Source organism: Pseudomonas sp. RIT-PI-r (assembly GCF_001297015.1).
In the GTDB taxonomy this organism is placed as follows: domain Bacteria; phylum Pseudomonadota; class Gammaproteobacteria; order Pseudomonadales; family Pseudomonadaceae; genus Aquipseudomonas.
Map to the genome: position 1 here is coordinate 159,769 of NZ_LIGE01000037.1, position 17,109 is coordinate 176,877.

Below are 17,109 nucleotides of genomic sequence, written 5' to 3' on the forward strand. Positions count from 1 at the left end.
CATCCCCGCTCGCCAGACGATCTGCGGGACTCTCACTGCCCGCAGGTTTTGCCCGTGACCAATCTCAATCACCCCGAAACGCCCAAACCGGCCATTCGCAGCGTGCTGGTCGCGCTGATGATGGCGATCTTTCTCGGTGCGCTGGATCAGACCATCGTCGCCGTGTCGATGCCGGCAATTTCCGCCCAGTTCAAGGATGTCAGCCTGCTGGCCTGGGTGATTTCCGGGTACATGGTGGCGATGACCGTGGCCGTGCCGATCTACGGCAAGCTCGGCGACTTGTACGGACGGCGCAAACTGATGCTGTTCGGCATGGGCCTGTTCACCCTCGCTTCGCTGTTCTGTGGCATGGCGCAAAGCATGGAGCAACTGGTGCTGGCGCGGATCCTTCAGGGCATCGGCGCTGGCGGGATGATTTCGGTGAGTCAGGCGATTATCGGCGACATCGTTCCGCCGCGTGAGCGCGGCCGTTATCAGGGTTACTTCAGCAGCATGTACGCGGTGGCCAGCGTCGCCGGCCCGGTGCTGGGTGGTTACATGACCGAATACCTGTCGTGGCGCTGGGTGTTTCTGATCAACCTGCCACTGGGTCTCGGTGCCTGGTGGGTGGCGCGGCGCAACCTGCGCGGGCTGCCGATTCCGCAACGCAAACCGATCATCGACTACCTCGGCACGCTGTTGATGATCATCGGCCTGACCGCGCTGCTCTTGGGCATTACTCAAGTCGGCCAAGGCCATTCCTGGCGCAGCAGCGAAGTGCTCGGCTTGTTCGCTTGCGCGGTGGTGGTGCTGGCGGTGTTTGTCTGGCATGAGCGTCGGGCACGGGAACCATTGCTGCCGATGCATCTGTTCGCCAACCGCAATGCGTTGCTGTGCTGGTGCACGATTTTCTTCACCAGTTTCCAGGCGATTTCGCTGATCGTGCTGATGCCGCTGCGCTTTCAGACGGTCACCGGTGCCGGCGCCGACAGCGCAGCGTTGCACTTGCTGCCATTGGCCATGGGCCTGCCCATTGGCGCTTACTTCGCGGGCCGTCGCACCTCGATCACCGGGCGTTACAAGCCACAAATCCTGACTGGCGCGGTGCTGATGCCGATCTCGATTCTCGGCATGGCCTTCAGCCCGCCAGAAGCGACATTGCTCAGCGGTTTGTTCATGTTGTTCTGCGGTATTTCCAGCGGCATGCAGTTCCCGACTTCGCTGGTCGGCACACAGAATTCGGTGGAACAACGCGACATCGGCGTAGCGACCAGCACCACCAACCTGTTCCGCTCACTGGGCGGCGCGGTGGGCGTGGCGTTGATGTCGGCGCTGCTGCTGGCGCTGCTGCAGGATTCGAATTTCGCCCATCTGGCGAGCAGTTCGCTGATGAGCGAAGGGCATAGCGGCAATGTGTTGCTCGATGGTCTGAACGCGGCACCGGGGGATGCGCAAAACGCCTTGCGCGCGGAGTTGCTGGTCACGTTCCGGCATTTGTTGTGGGTAAGCGCGGCGGTGTCGTTGCTCGGGTTGGCGGCGGCGATTGCGATGCCGAACAACTTGCTGCGCGGGCGTGAGCACGGCGCCAAATAATCCTTTCACACGATCGTTCCCACGCTCGGCGTGGGAATGCAGCCCGGGACGCTCTGCGTCCCATCCAAAGCCGAACGCAGAGCGTCCATTGAGGCGTTCCCACGCGGAGCGTGGGAACGATCAGCGCTGGGATTCAAGGGCTGTAGTAACCCACCGCCACGAGGAAATGGCCGACCTTCTTCAAGTAGGCATGTTTGTCTTCGACCTTGCCGGTCACCGGGTTCTTCCAGCGGTATTCATATTCACCCTCATCCTGCTTGCCGATCAGCGCCAGAATCGGCTCACCCACCGGTTTGCCTTCCGGGTCACTGATCTTGCCGAAGTCGGTATTGATCAGGCGCAGGTTGGTACCATGGGCGACGTAGCGCTGGGTGTTCAGGTCGACCACGAATACATACAAGTCGTCCTGCAGGTAGCCACCCTTGAGCGAATTGATCGCCGTGAGCGTGCCTTTCTCGTCTTTGCCCAGATCAGCCGACGCCTTATCCAGCAGGTTTTTGGCCTGCTCGGCCGAAGCCCGCGGCAAGTAGTAACCGACCGCCAGAATGCGCTGACCGATGCGCTGATAGAACACGTGCTTGCGCTCGACCTTGCCATCGGCCCAGTTCTGCCAACGGTATTCAGCCTGCTGAATACCGTTGCCTTCCGGCACCATCAAGGCTTGCTTGAACGCTTTCTGCAAATCCGGCCCGAGCACTTCGCTGACATCGCGGCCAATCAGGGCCGAAGAAGGCCCACCGCTGGCGAGCATCACACCTTTGGTGTCGACCACGAACACATAACGATCCTTGTCGACAAATTCGCCCTGGCGGCTGAAGGCGGCAAATGCCTTGTCGCCGTTGTCGTGGTAATAGGCCAGCGCTTTTTCCAGCAGGGCGATGGCGGCCTGGCTGTCGTCTTTGGTGGCGGCGCTGGCCTGGCCGAGGCTGGCCAATAACAGCAAACAGAGACAGGCGAATTTATGCACAAACCCCATGACGCATCCCTCGTTCTTGTTGGTGTTTCAAGAGCGTAGACGGCTTGGGCTGATGCATGGATATTCAGAGGGTTTCTGAAAGTGTCGGGAGTTGCGGTGGCGAGAGAATCCTTCACCACCGCTGCCGACGTTCAGGGACGCGCGTTGATTTGCTGCTGCAGGTTCTGGATCTGCGCCTGCAAGGTGTTGAGGTTGCGAGTCATCTGAGCGCGAAACGCATCAAACTCAGCAGTATTGGTGGCGCCCCCCTGAGGCGTTGCCGGACGATTGTCCTGCTGGCTTTTGAGGACAACGATGTCCTGCTCCAGACGGTCGATGGCCGCGCCTGGATTGCCCTGTTTTTTCAGTGCGGCAATGTCAGCGCCGAGGCTCTTGAATTGCGCGTCGAAAGCCTTGAGCTGGGCGTCGACCTTACTGGTATCGGCCGGGGTGCTTTTCACCGTCGCCAGCTCTGCGGTCAAGGCTTTGACCTGCGCCTGCAACTGGGTATTGGCGTTCTGCTGCTCGGTGGTCTGCGCGCTCATCTGTGCCAGACGCTTGTCGAGATCGCTGGCCTGACCGGCCACGCCCTGCTGCTCCTTGCTCTGATCGAGCAACTTGCCTTCAAGTTGTTTGATCTGCAGCTTCAAGGCTTCGCTGTCGCTGGTGACGTTGCTCTGACTGGCCACCACCTTGCCGGAAATATCCTGCAGGCGTCCGGCCGCCTCTTCGCTGATGCGGGCAAAACTTTCCTGGGTCGCAACCAGTTGCTGCTCCATCAGTGAAATCTGCTGGAAACTCCACCATGCCAGGCCGATAAAGGCGAAAAACAAGGCACCGACCAGTGCCCACAATGGCCCGGTGCTCGCCGCCTTGACCTTGACCACAGGCGGTGTACGCGAATGCACGGAAGTGCGCGCGGTGGTCGGAATGTCATCGTCGTCGAAGGTATCGGCACGCAGGCTCGGGACATCATCGAAATCGTCGTGGGCATCATTACGCATGGACATTGAGGCAACCTTTGTGAAACGCGGTAATGGCTAAATGCTGCGAAGTATAACCGGCGCAGCCGCAGGCATTGACCCTCAACCTGCGGTGCGGTTCATTGCCGGCTGGCCGATTCGTTTCAACGAGTTTCAGTGAATCTCCTGCGCTTTCCACCAGGCGCAGAACTCATCCAGCGCCGACCACAGGCTGACTTTCGGATCGTAGTCCAGATAATGCCGGGCGCGACTGATGTCGAGGGTGAAATTTTTTTTCATCACCTGCATGCCCAGGCGCGACAGCGTAGGTTCCGGCCGGCCCGGCCAGAGTTTGCATACACCTTCGTTGAGCGCCGCGACACTGTAGGCCAGACCATAGGAACGGTACTTGGTGACCTGTGGGACTTCCATCCTGCGCATCACGTAATTGACCACATCCCACAGCGGCACCGGCGCACCGTTGCTGATGTTGTAGGCCTTGCCCAACGCGGAGCCGGCGGCCAGCAGACTGCTGAGCATGGCTTCGTTGAGGTTCTGCACACTGGTGAAATCGACCTTGTTGAGGCCATTGCCGATGATCGCCAGACGGCCCTTGCGCTGCATCCTGAGCAGACGCGGGAAGATGCTCATGTCACCGGCACCGGTGACGAAGCGCGGGCGCAGGGCGATGGTTTCAAGACCGAACTCCTGCGCGCCGAAGACCTTTTGCTCAGCCAGGTATTTGGTCGCAGCGTAGTGATGTTTGAAGCGCTTGGGCACTTGCTCTTCGGTCAGGCCCAAATGATCGCGGCCGTCAAAGTAGATCGATGGCGACGAAAGATGCACCAAGCGGCGGACGCGCTGCTTGAGGCAGGCCTCAACGACGTTTTCGGTGACCTGCACGTTGCCCTGAAGAAAGTCCTGATAACGGCCCCACAGTCCGACGGCGCCAGCACAATGCACCACGGCTTCGACGTCGGAACACAGTTCGCGCACTAAATCAGGATCGGTCAGATCGCCAGGTACAAACTCGGCACCCCGGCGCACCAGATGCTCGACGCTTTCGGCCCGGCGACCGTTGACCCGCACATCCAGGCCCTGCTCCAGGGCGAAACGCGCAAAGCGTCCGCCAATGAAGCCGCTTGCGCCGGTGACCAGAATTTTCATGTAAAGCTCCAATGAAACCAGCTGCGAGCTTCAAGCTTCGAGCTGCAAGTTTAAAACGGTGAGCGGCGCTAGACTTGCCGCTGCAGCTTGACGCTCATGGCTGTTTCCAAGGCACCAGCCATTGCGCTGAAGCGCGCACCAATTGCTCGGTCAGCAAGCCCAGCAACTGACCGCCATTGCGCCAATGATGCCAGTACAACGGCACGTCGATCGGTTTATCTGGCAACAGTTCGCGCAATTCGCCGCGTTGCAACTGCTCGCGCACTTGCAGTTCCGGGACCAGGCCCCAGCCGAGTCCGGCTTCGGTCAGGCGGATAAAACCTTCCGAGGACGGGCATAAATGGTGTTCGAAACCACCATCGACCCCTAGCGATGCGAGGTAGCGATGCTGGAGGAAGTCGTCCGGGCCGAACACCAGCGCCGGGGTGCGCGGCAACTGCTCGGCACGCACGCCATTCGGGAAATGCCGTTCGATGAATACCGGGCTGGCCAGTGCGCGATAACGCATCGCGCCGAGCAGCACACTCCGCGCGCCGGCCACCGGTCGTTCACTGGCACAAAGGCACGCGGCCACTTCTCCTGCGCGCATGCGTTTGAGGCCGACGGTCTGGTCTTCGACGATCAGATCGAGCAACAAATGTTGTTCGGCGCAGAAGTCGCCCACCGCTTGTGCCCACCATGTGGCGAGGCTGTCAGCGTTAAGCGCAATGCGCAGGCGCTCCGGCAAACCCTCTTCATCCAGGGCTGGGACCAGGGTCTGCAAGTCGCGCTCAAGCAAACGCACCTGCTGCACGTGGTTAAGCAGCCGCCGGCCAATCTCGGTTGGCGACGGCGGCGTACCGCGCACCAGCACCGGTTGGCCGACCCGTGCTTCAAGCAGTTTGATCCGCTGCGAAATCGCCGATTGTGACAAACCCAGCACCTGCGCGGCCCGTTCGAATCCGGCCTGCTCGACCACGGCGGCCAGAGCGGAAAGCAATTTGTAGTCGAACATCAGTTTTCCTAATGAGCGATCAGCAATATTGGTTTTTCTTATACAGGTTTCGATCGGAGAATAGCCAGCAAGCACTCTTTCTCAAGGAACACTGCAATGGCTGGCGAAACCTCACTCACGACCCTGTTGCGCAGCATGAGCCCGCAACTCAACGCTGGTGAATATGTGTTCTGCACCCTGCCCGTCGGCCAATTGCCGAGCGGTGTGCAAATCATTGGCAGCTTCCGCGAAGAGGAAGGCTTGACGGTGATTCTCGAACGTTCCCACGCCGAACAGGCCGGTTTCAGCTTCGACTACGTGGCCGCGTGGATCACCCTCAACGTGCATTCGGCGCTGGAAGCCGTTGGCCTCACCGCCGCCTTCGCCACGGCATTGGGCAAGGCCGGGATCAGTTGCAACGTGATCGCCGGCTATTACCACGACCATTTGTTTGTCGGTCAGGCCGACGCCGAACGCGCCATGCAAGTGCTGCGCGATCTGGCAGCCAACGCGGAGTAATTCTTATGTGGCAAAGCTATGTGAACGGCTTGCTGGTCGCGTTCGGGCTGATCATGGCGATCGGCACGCAGAACGCCTTTGTATTGGCACAGAGCCTGCGCCGTGAACACCATTTGCCGGTAGCGGCGCTATGCGTGGTGTGCGATGCGCTGCTGGTCGCCGCTGGCGTGTTCGGGCTGGCGACGATCCTGGCGCAGAACCCGACGTTGTTGGCGGTTGCCCGCTGGGGCGGCGCGACATTTTTGATCTGGTACGGCAGCCAGGCGCTGCGCCGAGCTTGTTCGAAACAAAGCATGGGTCAAGGTGAAAACCAGACCGTGCGCTCGCTGCGCGCGGTGATGCTCAGTGCGCTGGCAGTGACACTGCTCAACCCGCACGTTTATCTGGATACGGTGTTGCTCATCGGTTCGCTCGGCGCGCAGCAATCGGTACCGGGCGCTTATGTGGTCGGTGCTGCGAGTGCTTCGCTGTTGTGGTTTTTCACCTTGGCGTTGGGCGCTGCCTGGTTGGCGCCGTGGCTGGCACGGCCAAGTACCTGGCGGATCCTTGATCTGGTGGTGGCGTTGATGATGTTCACGGTCGCGGGGCAGTTGATAATCGCGAGCTGATTTATTCCAAACAGCTAAGGGGATGCCCTCACTAAATGACGGTCGCGCCGCCGCCCCGTAAAGCGCAAGACTAGGCGTGAGGAGCGTGGTTTGGCGGGCCAAATGAGCGACGAACAACGACGGATTGCGCTTTACGGGGCGGCGGCCCTTCGGGTTGGAGCTGTGATCGTGCCAAGCGGCGTTGCAGGACTCGAAGAGGCAAAAAGCATCCTCTTCGTCCCGCGCCTTGCTTGGCACGATCACAGTTCCAACGCGATCCGTCATTTAGTGAGGGCATCCCCTTGAACCTCTATCCCACACAGTTGTTGCGTGGTTATGGCGCAACCCCGGTGCTATGATCGAAACCCTGCGCCGCAAAGAGTAAAAACTCGCCGGTGCATTTCTGGCCGCCCGTGATCGGCCTTGCGCTCACCGCAACAGACCTGATTAGGAGAATCATCATGGCTTTCGAATTGCCGCCGCTGCCTTACGCACACGATGCCCTGCAGCCGCACATTTCCAAGGAAACCCTGGAATACCACCACGACAAGCACCACAACACCTATGTCGTGAACCTGAACAACCTGGTGCCAGGCACCGAGTTCGAAGGCAAGACCCTGGAAGAAATCGTCAAGACTTCCTCGGGCGGTATCTTCAACAACGCCGCTCAGGTCTGGAACCACACCTTCTATTGGAACTGCCTGGCGCCAAACGCCGGCGGTCAACCAACCGGCGCGCTGGCTGAAGCCATCAACGCAGCGTTCGGTTCGTTCGACAAGTTCAAGGAAGAGTTCAGCAAAACCTCGATCGGCACCTTCGGTTCCGGCTGGGGCTGGCTGGTGAAAAAGGCTGACGGTTCCCTGGCTCTGGCCAGCACCATCGGCGCCGGCAACCCGCTGACCAGCGGCGACACCCCGCTGCTGACCTGCGACGTCTGGGAACACGCTTACTACATCGACTACCGCAACGTTCGTCCTAAGTATGTCGAAGCGTTCTGGAACCTGGTCAACTGGAAGTTCGTCGCTGAGCAGTTCGAAGGCAAAACCTTCACCGCTTAAGCTGCGCGCCAGTCAAAAAACCCGGCTTTTGCCGGGTTTTTTTATGCCTGTGATTTGTGTGCTCAACCCTTTTGATTTCCTGTAGGAGCTGCCGCAGGCTGCGATCTTTTGATCTTGTTTTTACAAGGCCAGGATCAAAAGATCGCAGCCTGCGGCAGCTCCTACATGGGATTGGGGGATTTCCTGTTGATGTGGCTTGCTGCCTTGGCGCGGAGGGCTAACATCAAAACAGCGGAAAAAATGCTGCGAACCGCTCAAGTTGAGGGGCGAAACTACCGACATAGTACAAATTAGGGCTAATACTCCAGACAGCAGCATTTCGACCAGAGCCACAGGCAAATTATCCTGGGCCTGATTGTCCCTTTGACTGCCAACTCGGGATTGCCAATACTCATGGCAAACTGACGCTACCCGCACGGAACAAGGAATAACCCTTTGAAGCTGGAACTCAAGAACAGCTTGTCGGTGAAGTTGCTCCGGGTCGTGCTCCTGTCGGCATTGATCGTCGGTGTGGTCTTGAGCTGCGCGCAGATTGTTTTCGATGCCTATAAAACCCGTCAGGCGGTCGCCGGCGACGCTGAACGAATCCTCGACATGTTCCGCGATCCGTCCACCCAGGCCGTGTATAGCCTGGACCGGGAGATGGGCATGCAGGTGATTGAAGGCTTGTTCCAGGACGACGCCGTGCGTCAGGCTTCCATCGGCCACCCCAACGAAGCCATGCTCGCGCAGAAATCCCGCGACCTGCAGCACTCCAACAGCCGCTGGCTGACCGACCTGATCCTCGGCCAGGAGCGCACTTTCACCACGCAATTGGTGGGACGCGGCCCGTACAGCGAATATTACGGTGACTTGAGCATCACCCTCGACACCGCCACCTATGGCGAGGGTTTTATCGTCAGTTCGGTGATCATTTTCATTTCTGGCGTATTGCGCGCACTGGCCATGGGCCTGGTGTTGTATCTGGTCTATCACTGGCTGCTGACCAAACCGCTGTCGCGGATCATCGAACATCTCACCGAGATCAATCCCGATCGCCCCAGCGAACACAAGATTCCGCAGCTCAAGGGCCACGAGAAAAACGAACTGGGTATCTGGATCAACACCGCCAATCAGCTTCTCGAATCGATCGAACGCAACACCCATCTACGCCACGAAGCGGAAAACAGCCTGCTGCGCATGGCTCAGTACGACTTCCTCACCGGCCTGCCGAATCGCCAGCAATTGCAGCAACAACTGGACAAGATTCTGGTCGACGCCGGCAAGCTGCAGCGCCGGGTCGCGGTGTTATGTGTAGGGCTGGATGATTTCAAGGGCATCAACGAACAATTCAGCTACCAGACCGGCGACCAGTTGCTGTTGGCGCTGGCTGATCGCCTGCGCGCCCATAGCGGCCGCCTCGGTGCCCTCGCCCGTCTGGGTGGCGACCAGTTCGCCTTGGTGCAGGCCGATATCGAACAGCCTTACGAAGCGGCAGAACTGGCACAAAGCATTCTCGATGACCTGGAAGCGCCGTTCGCCCTCGAGAATCAGGAAATCCGCCTGCGTGCGACCATCGGCATCACCCTGTTCCCGGAGGATGGTGACAGCACCGAGAAGTTGCTGCAGAAAGCCGAACAGACCATGACTCTGGCCAAGACTCGCTCGCGCAACCGCTATCAGTTCTACATCGCCAGCGTCGACAGCGAGATGCGTCGCCGCCGCGAACTGGAAAAAGATTTGCGCGATGCCTTGCTGCGCGACCAGTTCTACCTCGTCTATCAGCCGCAGATCAGCTATCGCGACCACCGCGTAGTGGGCGTCGAGGCGCTGATTCGCTGGCAACACCCGGAGCACGGTCTGGTGCCGCCGGATCTGTTCATCCCGCTGGCGGAACAAAACGGCACGATCATCGCCATCGGCGAATGGGTGCTCGATCAGGCCTGCAAGCAATTGCGTGACTGGCACGATCAGGGCTTCGCCGATCTGCGCATGGCGGTGAACCTGTCGACCGTACAACTGCACCATGCCGAGTTGCCACGGGTGGTCAACAACCTGATGCAGATGTACCGCCTGCCGCCACGCAGCCTGGAGCTGGAAGTCACCGAAACCGGCCTGATGGAAGACATCAGCACCGCCGCCCAGCACTTGCTGAGCCTGCGTCGCTCCGGCGCACTGATTGCCATCGACGACTTCGGTACGGGCTATTCGTCGCTGAGTTATCTGAAAAGCCTGCCGCTGGACAAGATCAAGATCGACAAGAGCTTCGTTCAGGATCTGCTCGATGACGACGACGATGCGACCATCGTTCGCGCGATCATTCAACTGGGTAAAAGCCTGGGCATGCAGGTGATTGCCGAGGGGGTGGAAACCGCCGAGCAGGAAAGCTACATCATCTCCGAGGGCTGTCATGAAGGTCAGGGTTACCACTACAGCAAGCCGTTGCCGGCGCGCGAGTTGAGTGCCTATCTCAAGCAGGCGCAACGCACTAACGCGGCCATTCTCTAGAAGGTCAAAAGATCGCAGCCTGCGGCAGCTCCTACATGAATCGCATTCCCCTGTAGGAGCTGTCGAGTGCAACGAGGCTGCGATCTTATGATCGGTGCCATCACACCGGCGTAAATAAGAAATATTTCCAGCCACAACCCTTTACACATAATGCGAAAGATTTGCATTATGTCGCAGTTTTGCGCACCCCCGCGCCTGTCCTATAAACCACCGAAGCAGGATGTTCGCCATGATTCGTATGCCTCTGGCTACCGCCAGTCTGCTGGCCATCGCTATTTCCCTCGCCGGTTGCGGCGAAGGCAAAGACAAGGCCGCCGCTCCGGCCGCACCGACGCCAGCCGCCAGCACCACCGCACCAGCGGCGGCGCCTGCCGCTGCCGGTAAAGTCGACGAAGCCGCCGCCAAGGCTGTGGTCGCGCACTACGCCGACATCGTCTTCGCGGTTTACAGCGATGCCGAATCCACCGCGAAAACCCTGCAGACCGCCGTCGACGCATTCCTCGCCAAGCCGAACGCCGACACCCTGAAAGCTGCCAAGGCTGCCTGGGTCGCCGCGCGCGTTCCGTACCTGCAGAGTGAAGTGTTCCGCTTCGGCAACACCATCATCGACGATTGGGAAGGTCAGGTTAACGCCTGGCCACTGGACGAGGGTCTGATCGACTACGTCGACAAATCCTACGAGCACGCACTGGGTAACCCGGGCGCTACCGCCAACATCATCGCCAACACCGAAGTTCAGGTCGGCGAAGACAAGGTCGACGTCAAAGACATCACCCCGGAAAAACTCGCCAGCCTCAACGAGCTGGGCGGTTCCGAAGCCAACGTCGCCACCGGCTACCACGCCATCGAATTCCTGCTCTGGGGCCAGGACCTCAACGGTACCGGCCCTGGCGCTGGCAACCGTCCTGCTTCGGACTACCTCGAAGGCGCCGGCGCCACTGGCGGTCACAACGATCGTCGTCGTGCCTACCTGAAGTCGGTGACCCAACTGCTGGTCAGCGACCTGGAAGAAATGGTCGGCAACTGGAAGCCGAACGTGGCTGACAACTACCGCGCCACCCTGGAAGCCGAACCGGGCGAAACCGGTCTGCGCAAAATGCTCTTCGGCATGGGCAGCCTGTCCCTTGGCGAACTGGCGGGCGAGCGCATGAAGGTTTCCCTGGAAGCCAACTCCCCTGAAGACGAGCAGGACTGCTTCAGCGACAACACGCACAACTCGCACTTCTACGATGCCAAAGGCATTCGTAACGTCTACCTGGGCGAGTACACCCGTGTTGACGGCACCAAGATGACCGGCGCCAGCCTGTCGTCGCTGGTGGCCAAGGCTGACCCGGCTGCCGACACCGCGCTGAAAGCCGATCTGGCTGCCACCGAAGCGAAGATCCAGGTCATGGTCGATCACGCCAACAAGGGTGAGCACTACGACCAGTTGATCGCAGCCGGCAACACCGCTGGCAACCAGATCGTTCGCGACGCGATCGCGTCCTTGGTCAAGCAGACCGGTTCGATCGAAGCCGCTGCCGGCAAACTGGGCATCAGCGACCTGAACCCGGACAACGCTGATCACGAGTTCTGATCACAGCGTCCGCGTTAAAAAAGGCGACCTTCGGGTCGCCTTTTTCATACCTGCCAAACACAGCCCTTTGTAGGAGTGAGCCTGCTCGCGATAGCGGAGTGTCAGCCAGAAGTTAGTCGACTGACACTCCGCTATCGCGAGCAGGCTCACTCCTACAGGGGTTTTGCATTGCTCTTCAGATTTGCGCTGTATCAAGCAAACGATAATTCCTCTTATTCAAACCCCCTCGCCCTGTTAGACTTTGCGCCTTTATTTTCGCCCGTCCGCAGGATGTCTGATGCCCTCGCTGCCTCTTCGCTTGTCCGCACTGTTTCTGGCCTTGGGCCTGAGTGCCTGCGATGACGCCCCGCGTTTCACCAAGGCCGAGCCCGGTGAAGCACGTTCCGGCGGTGCGGCGACCGTGCGCAAGACCGATCAGAATGCATTCTCCCTGCCCTCTGCCAACCTGCCGCCATCGCGGCGGGTGGATTTCAGCGTCGGCAACAGCTTCTTTCGCAGCCCGTGGGTGATCGCCCCGTCGACGACTACCGCACGCGATGGTCTCGGGCCGCTGTTCAACACCAACGCCTGTCAGGGCTGCCACATCAAGGACGGTCGCGGTCATCCGCCACCGCCGGATGCGCCCAACGCCGTGTCGATGCTGGTGCGTCTGTCGATTCCCGATGCGCCGGAGTTTGCCAAAGTCATTGAACAGGTCGGCGTGGTGCCGGAGCCGGTGTACGGCGGTCAGTTCCAGGACATGGCGGTGCCCGGTGTCACGCCGGAAGGAAAAGTGCGCGTGGAGTACACACCAGTGCCCGTGCGCTTCAAGGACGGCACCGAAGTCGAACTGCGCAAACCGCTGTTGCAGATCACTCAACTCGGTTACGGCCCGATGCACCCGGACACGCGTTTCTCAGCCCGAGTAGCCCCGCCAATGATCGGTCTGGGCCTGCTCGAAGCGATCCCCGAAGAAGCCATCCTCGCCAACGCCGCTGCGCAAGCCAAAGCGAAAAACGGCATCCATGGGCGGCCCAATCAGGTCTGGGATGACGCGCTGCAAAAAACCGTCATGGGCAGATTTGGCTGGAAAGCCGGGCAACCGAACCTCAATCAACAGAATGTTCACGCGTTTTCGGGTGATATGGGCCTCACCACCAGCCTGAGACCCTTCGATGACTGCACCGACGCGCAAACCGCCTGCAAGCAGGCGCCGAACGGCAATGGTCCGAACGGCGAACCGGAAGTCAGCGATAACATCCTGCGTCTGGTGCTGTTCTACAGCCGCAACCTCGCCGTGCCTGCACGCCGTGGCGTTAACGATGCTGACGTCATCGCCGGCAAGAACCTGTTTTTCCAGGCCGGCTGCGATTCCTGCCACACGCCGAAATACACCACCGCCGCCAACGCCGCCGAACCGGAACTGGCCAACCAGGTTATTCGCCCGTACAGCGATCTGCTACTGCATGACATGGGCGACGGCCTGGCTGACAACCGCACTGAATTCCAGGCCTCTGGCCGCGACTGGCGCACCCCGCCATTGTGGGGGATTGGCTTGACGCAAGCAGTCAGCGGTCATACGCAGTTTTTGCATGACGGTCGCGCACGCAATCTGCTCGAAGCGGTGCTCTGGCACGGCGGCGAAGCGAAAGCGGCGCAGCAACAGGTTTTATCCTTCAATGCCGAGCAGCGTGCCGCGCTGCTGGCGTTTCTGAATTCACTTTAAACATTGATAAAGAATCGGGAGCCCGACATGTTCCGTCCCAAGCTACTGTTCACCAGCCTTGCCGCGCTCGCCCTCGGCGCCTGCTCGCCGCAGGATCCGCAAGCGGTCACCTCGGCGGCCATCGCCAAATCGGTGATCCTGCCGACCTACACCCGCTGGGTCGAAGCCGACAAGCAACTGGCGGTCAGCGCCCTCGCCTACTGTCAGGGCAAAGAAACCCTGGAGACCGCCCGCGCCGACTTCCTCCACGCGCAGAAAGCCTGGGCCGAGCTGCAACCGCTGCTGATCGGTCCGTTGGCCGAGGGCAATCGTTCGTGGCAGGGGCAGTTCTGGCCGGACAAGAAAAACCTCGTCGGCCGTCAGGTCGAGCAACTGGTGGTGGCGCAGCCACAGATCGATGCCGCCGCACTGGCCAAATCGAGTGTTGTGGTGCAAGGCCTGTCGGCTTACGAATACATCCTGTTCGACGCCAAGCCGGACGTCGCCAACGCCGATCAGAAAGCCAAGTACTGCCCACTGCTGATCGCCATCGGCGAGCGTCAGAAGCAACTGGCCGAAGAGATTCTGCAAAACTGGAACAACACCGACGGCATGCTTGCGCAGATGACCAAGTTCCCCAACCAGCGTTATGCCGACTCCCACGAAGCGATCGCCGATCTGCTGCGCGTGCAAGTCACCGCGCTGGACACGCTGAAGAAAAAACTCGGCACGCCAATGGGCCGCCAGAGCAAAGGCGTGCCACAGCCGTTCCAGGCCGATGCATGGCGCAGCCAGTCTTCGCTGACCGCACTGGAAGCCAGCCTCGCGGCGGCGAAAACCGTGTGGGAAGGCGTCGACAACAAAGGCCTGCGCGGCCTGTTGCCGGCTGAGCAAAAGCCACTGGCGGACAAGATCGATGCTGCCTACGCCGCTTCGCTGAAACTGTTCGACAGCACTCAGCGCTCGCTCGGCGAAATGCTCGAAGACGACGCCGGTCGCCAGCAACTCAACGATATCTACGACAGCCTCAACGTCGTCCATCGCCTGCACGAAGGCGAGCTGGCCAAGGCGCTGGGCATCCAGCTGGGCTTCAACGCCAACGACGGTGACTGATGAGGGCAAGTGCCATGCTGCGACGCCAGGTTCTGACTTTAGGTAGTGCACTGCTGGGAGCAGTGACGCTGGGCGGCTGGACGCTGTTCAAACGCAAGGATCAGAGCCCGCTGTTGCTGTCGGCGCGCGACGATACCGACGGCAAGCACTACGCCGTCGGTTATCGGCTGGACGGCACGCGCGTGTTCGCCACCGAAGTCGGGCAGCGCTGCCACGACATCATCAACCACCCGACGCAGCCGATTGCGCTGTTCGTCGCACGGCGTCCGGGCACTGAAAGCTATCTGATCGACCTGCGCGACGGCGCGCTGTTGCAGACCGTGACCTCGCAGCCGAACCGGCATTTCTACGGGCATGCCGTGGTGCACAAGGATGGCGAGTACCTGTACGCCACCGAGAACGACACCAGCGATCCCGGCCGTGGCTTGCTCGGCGTGTACCGGTTCGAAGGCGAGCGGCTGGTGCACACCGGCGAGATTTCCACCCACGGTCTCGGTCCGCATCAAGTGTCGTGGATGCCCGACGGCGAGACGCTGGTGGTGGCCAATGGCGGGATTCGTACCGAGGCGGAAAGCCGCGTCGACATGAACCTCAACGCCATGGAGCCGAGTCTGGTGCTGATGCAACGCGACGGTACGTTGCTGAGCAAGGAAACCCTCGCCCAGCAGATGAACAGCGTGCGCCATCTGGGCATCGCCAGCGACGGCACCATCGTTGCCGGTCAGCAATTCATGGGCGCCTCGCACGAGCGTTCGGAGTTGCTGGCGATCAAGCGACCGGGGCAGCCATTCGTGGCGTTCCCGGTGCCGGAGCATCAGTTGCAGTCGATGGGGCATTACACCGCCAGTGTTGCGGTGCATAGCGATTTGCGTCTGGTTGCACTGACGGCGCCACGTGGCAACCGCTTCTTTATCTGGGATCTGGACAGCGGTGAAGTGCGCCTCGATGCGCCGTTGCCAGATTGCGCGGGCGTGGGGGCGGTGCAGGACGGTTTTGTCGTGACCTCCGGTCAGGGCCGTTGCCGCTATTACGATTGCCGTCAGGATGAACTGTTGGCCAAGCCGCTGGAGTTGCCGGCGGGGCTCTGGGACAACCATCTGCATCTGATGGCCTGAAACAGCCTTAAAAGATCGCAGCCTTCGTCAGCTCTTACATTGGAATACACTCCTCTGTAGGAGCTGCCGAAGGCTGCGATCTTTTTGCGCCCCCTTGTAATAACTGCCAGTTGGAATCCCCCCTGTACTCGGAGTAATGTGCCCGCCTGTCTCACCTGATTTATCCAAGGAACTGGAAATATGCTGCGTCGCCGCATGCTGATCATGTTGGGTGTTGTGTTACTGATCGTCCTGGTGCTGGGCGGGTACAAAGCCTTTTCGATCTATACGATGATCCAGGGCTTTTCCAAGCCAAAGCCGCCGATCAGTGTCGCCGTGGCCAACGCGACCGAACAGCCGTGGCAGATGCGCCTGCCCACCGTCGGCACGCTCAAGGCGCTGCAAGGCGTCGAGCTGAGCCTGGAAGTCGCCGGCACCGTCACCGAACTCAAATTCGAATCCGGACAGAAGGTCAAGGCCGGGCAACCGCTGCTGCAACTCGACAGCGCCGTCGAAACCGCATTGCTGGAAACCGCCAAGGCTGATCTGGGTCTGGCGCAACTGGACTTCGGCCGTGGCAGTCAACTGGTCGACAGCCGCGCGATCTCCAAAGGCGAATACGACCGCCTCTCCGCCGTGCTGCAAAAGAACAAAGCCACGGTCAATCAGCTCAACGCTTCGCTGGCAAAAAAACGCATCCTCGCGCCGTTCAGCGGCACCATCGGCATCCGTCAGGTCGACGTCGGCGACTACCTTGCCAGCGGCACCAAAATTGCCACATTGCAGGATTTGAGCAGCCTCTACGCCGACTTCTACCTGCCCGAACAATCGGTGCCGAAACTGGCCATCGGTCAACCGGTGCAAATCTCGGTCTCCGCTTACCCCGGGCAAAACTTCGCCGGCAAGATCAGCGCGATCAACCCGATCGTCGAAAGCACCACGCGCAACATTCTGATCCGCGCCACCCTGGGCAACCCGGACGGTAAATTGCTGCCTGGCATGTTCACCAGCCTTGAAGTGCTGCTGCCCGATCCGCAGAAACACATCGTCGTGCCGGAAAGCGCGATCACCTACACCCTTTACGGCAACTCGATCTACGTGGTCGGGCAGAAGAAAGCCGAGGACGGCAACGTCGAGAAAGACGACAAAGGCCAACCAGTACTGATCGCCGAACGCCGCTTCATCGAAACCGGTGAACGCCGCGACGGCTTGGTGATGATCAACAAGGGCGTGCAGAGCGGCGAACAAGTGGTGACGGCCGGCCAGATCAAACTGGACAACGGCGCACACATTGCCATCAGCGACGACAAGACCCTCGGCGAGCAGAACAGTCCGCCTCGCGCAGACTGATCAAGGAATCCC

At 60.1% G+C, this 17,109-nt stretch carries 14 protein-coding genes; 10 read left to right on the plus strand and 4 right to left on the minus strand.

All coding sequences use genetic code 11. From position 1 onward, the window contains the following. The first annotated feature begins 54 nt into the window (after window positions 1-54). Complete coding sequence (locus tag AK821_RS22845; protein WP_064391886.1) at window positions 55-1,572, plus strand: MDR family MFS transporter; 1,518 nt, start codon at window positions 55-57, stop codon at window positions 1,570-1,572. Between the two features lie 133 nt (window positions 1,573-1,705). Here the strand turns inward: AK821_RS22845 and AK821_RS22850 are convergent, their stop codons facing one another. From AK821_RS22850 to AK821_RS22865, 4 genes are all read right to left on the minus strand, one after another. Then, window positions 1,706-2,548: a cache domain-containing protein gene (locus AK821_RS22850; protein ID WP_064391888.1), complete on the minus strand. Its 843-nt coding sequence runs from the start codon at window positions 2,546-2,548 to the stop codon at window positions 1,706-1,708. A 131-nt stretch (window positions 2,549-2,679) separates the two neighbouring features. After that, on the minus strand, window positions 2,680-3,537 hold the full coding sequence (locus AK821_RS22855) for an ATPase (protein ID WP_064391890.1): 858 nt from the start codon (window positions 3,535-3,537) through the stop codon (window positions 2,680-2,682). A gap of 126 nt (window positions 3,538-3,663) precedes the next feature. Next, window positions 3,664-4,656 (minus strand): NAD-dependent epimerase/dehydratase family protein, encoded by a 993-nt coding sequence (locus AK821_RS22860; RefSeq protein ID WP_064391892.1) that lies wholly within the window; start codon window positions 4,654-4,656, stop codon window positions 3,664-3,666. Window positions 4,657-4,750: 94 nt separating this feature from the next. Next, complete coding sequence (locus tag AK821_RS22865; RefSeq protein WP_064391895.1) at window positions 4,751-5,650, minus strand: LysR family transcriptional regulator ArgP; 900 nt, start codon at window positions 5,648-5,650, stop codon at window positions 4,751-4,753. Window positions 5,651-5,746: 96 nt separating this feature from the next. Between AK821_RS22865 and AK821_RS22870 the strand changes: the two genes are divergently transcribed. From AK821_RS22870 to AK821_RS22910, 9 genes are all read left to right on the plus strand, one after another. Continuing rightward, on the plus strand, window positions 5,747-6,148 hold the full coding sequence (locus tag AK821_RS22870) for an ACT domain-containing protein (protein WP_064391897.1): 402 nt from the start codon (window positions 5,747-5,749) through the stop codon (window positions 6,146-6,148). Window positions 6,149-6,153: 5 nt separating this feature from the next. After that, entirely contained in the window at window positions 6,154-6,756 is a 603-nt protein-coding gene (locus AK821_RS22875) for a LysE/ArgO family amino acid transporter (RefSeq protein WP_064391898.1), read from the plus strand. A gap of 440 nt (window positions 6,757-7,196) precedes the next feature. Next, a complete protein-coding gene (locus tag AK821_RS22880; RefSeq protein ID WP_007918933.1) occupies window positions 7,197-7,793 on the plus strand; it encodes a superoxide dismutase in 597 nt (198 codons plus the stop codon). Window positions 7,794-8,228: 435 nt separating this feature from the next. Beyond that, window positions 8,229-10,280, plus strand: coding sequence for a putative bifunctional diguanylate cyclase/phosphodiesterase (locus AK821_RS22885; protein ID WP_064391900.1), 2,052 nt, complete (start codon window positions 8,229-8,231; stop codon window positions 10,278-10,280). A 229-nt stretch (window positions 10,281-10,509) separates the two neighbouring features. Further along, complete coding sequence (locus AK821_RS22890) at window positions 10,510-11,856, plus strand: imelysin family protein (protein WP_064391901.1); 1,347 nt, start codon at window positions 10,510-10,512, stop codon at window positions 11,854-11,856. A 277-nt stretch (window positions 11,857-12,133) separates the two neighbouring features. Then, window positions 12,134-13,561 (plus strand): di-heme oxidoreductase family protein, encoded by a 1,428-nt coding sequence (locus AK821_RS22895; protein WP_064391903.1) that lies wholly within the window; start codon window positions 12,134-12,136, stop codon window positions 13,559-13,561. Between the two features lie 27 nt (window positions 13,562-13,588). Then, the gene (locus AK821_RS22900) at window positions 13,589-14,653 is read left to right on the plus strand and encodes an imelysin family protein (RefSeq protein WP_064391906.1); all 1,065 of its coding nucleotides are present in this window, start codon (window positions 13,589-13,591) and stop codon (window positions 14,651-14,653) included. Between the two features lie 14 nt (window positions 14,654-14,667). Beyond that, complete coding sequence (locus AK821_RS22905; RefSeq protein ID WP_064391908.1) at window positions 14,668-15,768, plus strand: DUF1513 domain-containing protein; 1,101 nt, start codon at window positions 14,668-14,670, stop codon at window positions 15,766-15,768. 180 nt (window positions 15,769-15,948) lie between these two features. Continuing rightward, complete coding sequence (locus tag AK821_RS22910) at window positions 15,949-17,097, plus strand: efflux RND transporter periplasmic adaptor subunit (RefSeq protein WP_064391909.1); 1,149 nt, start codon at window positions 15,949-15,951, stop codon at window positions 17,095-17,097. Window positions 17,098-17,109: the final 12 nt, after the last annotated feature.

Bases quoted from the DNA above. Each gene is read 5' to 3' on its own strand.
- AK821_RS22850 (WP_064391888.1), bottom strand. From the start codon at position 2,548: ATGGGGTTTGTGCATAAATTCGCCTGTCTCTGTTTGCTGTTATTGGCC.
- AK821_RS22855 (WP_064391890.1), bottom strand. From the start codon at position 3,537: ATGTCCATGCGTAATGATGCCCACGACGATTTCGATGATGTCCCGAGC.
- AK821_RS22860 (WP_064391892.1), bottom strand. From the start codon at position 4,656: ATGAAAATTCTGGTCACCGGCGCAAGCGGCTTCATTGGCGGACGCTTT.
- AK821_RS22865 (WP_064391895.1), bottom strand. From the start codon at position 5,650: ATGTTCGACTACAAATTGCTTTCCGCTCTGGCCGCCGTGGTCGAGCAG.
- AK821_RS22870 (WP_064391897.1), top strand. From the start codon at position 5,747: ATGGCTGGCGAAACCTCACTCACGACCCTGTTGCGCAGCATGAGCCCG.
- AK821_RS22875 (WP_064391898.1), top strand. From the start codon at position 6,154: ATGTGGCAAAGCTATGTGAACGGCTTGCTGGTCGCGTTCGGGCTGATC.
- AK821_RS22880 (WP_007918933.1), top strand. From the start codon at position 7,197: ATGGCTTTCGAATTGCCGCCGCTGCCTTACGCACACGATGCCCTGCAG.
- AK821_RS22890 (WP_064391901.1), top strand. From the start codon at position 10,510: ATGATTCGTATGCCTCTGGCTACCGCCAGTCTGCTGGCCATCGCTATT.
- AK821_RS22895 (WP_064391903.1), top strand. From the start codon at position 12,134: ATGCCCTCGCTGCCTCTTCGCTTGTCCGCACTGTTTCTGGCCTTGGGC.
- AK821_RS22900 (WP_064391906.1), top strand. From the start codon at position 13,589: ATGTTCCGTCCCAAGCTACTGTTCACCAGCCTTGCCGCGCTCGCCCTC.
- AK821_RS22905 (WP_064391908.1), top strand. From the start codon at position 14,668: ATGCTGCGACGCCAGGTTCTGACTTTAGGTAGTGCACTGCTGGGAGCA.
- AK821_RS22910 (WP_064391909.1), top strand. From the start codon at position 15,949: ATGCTGCGTCGCCGCATGCTGATCATGTTGGGTGTTGTGTTACTGATC.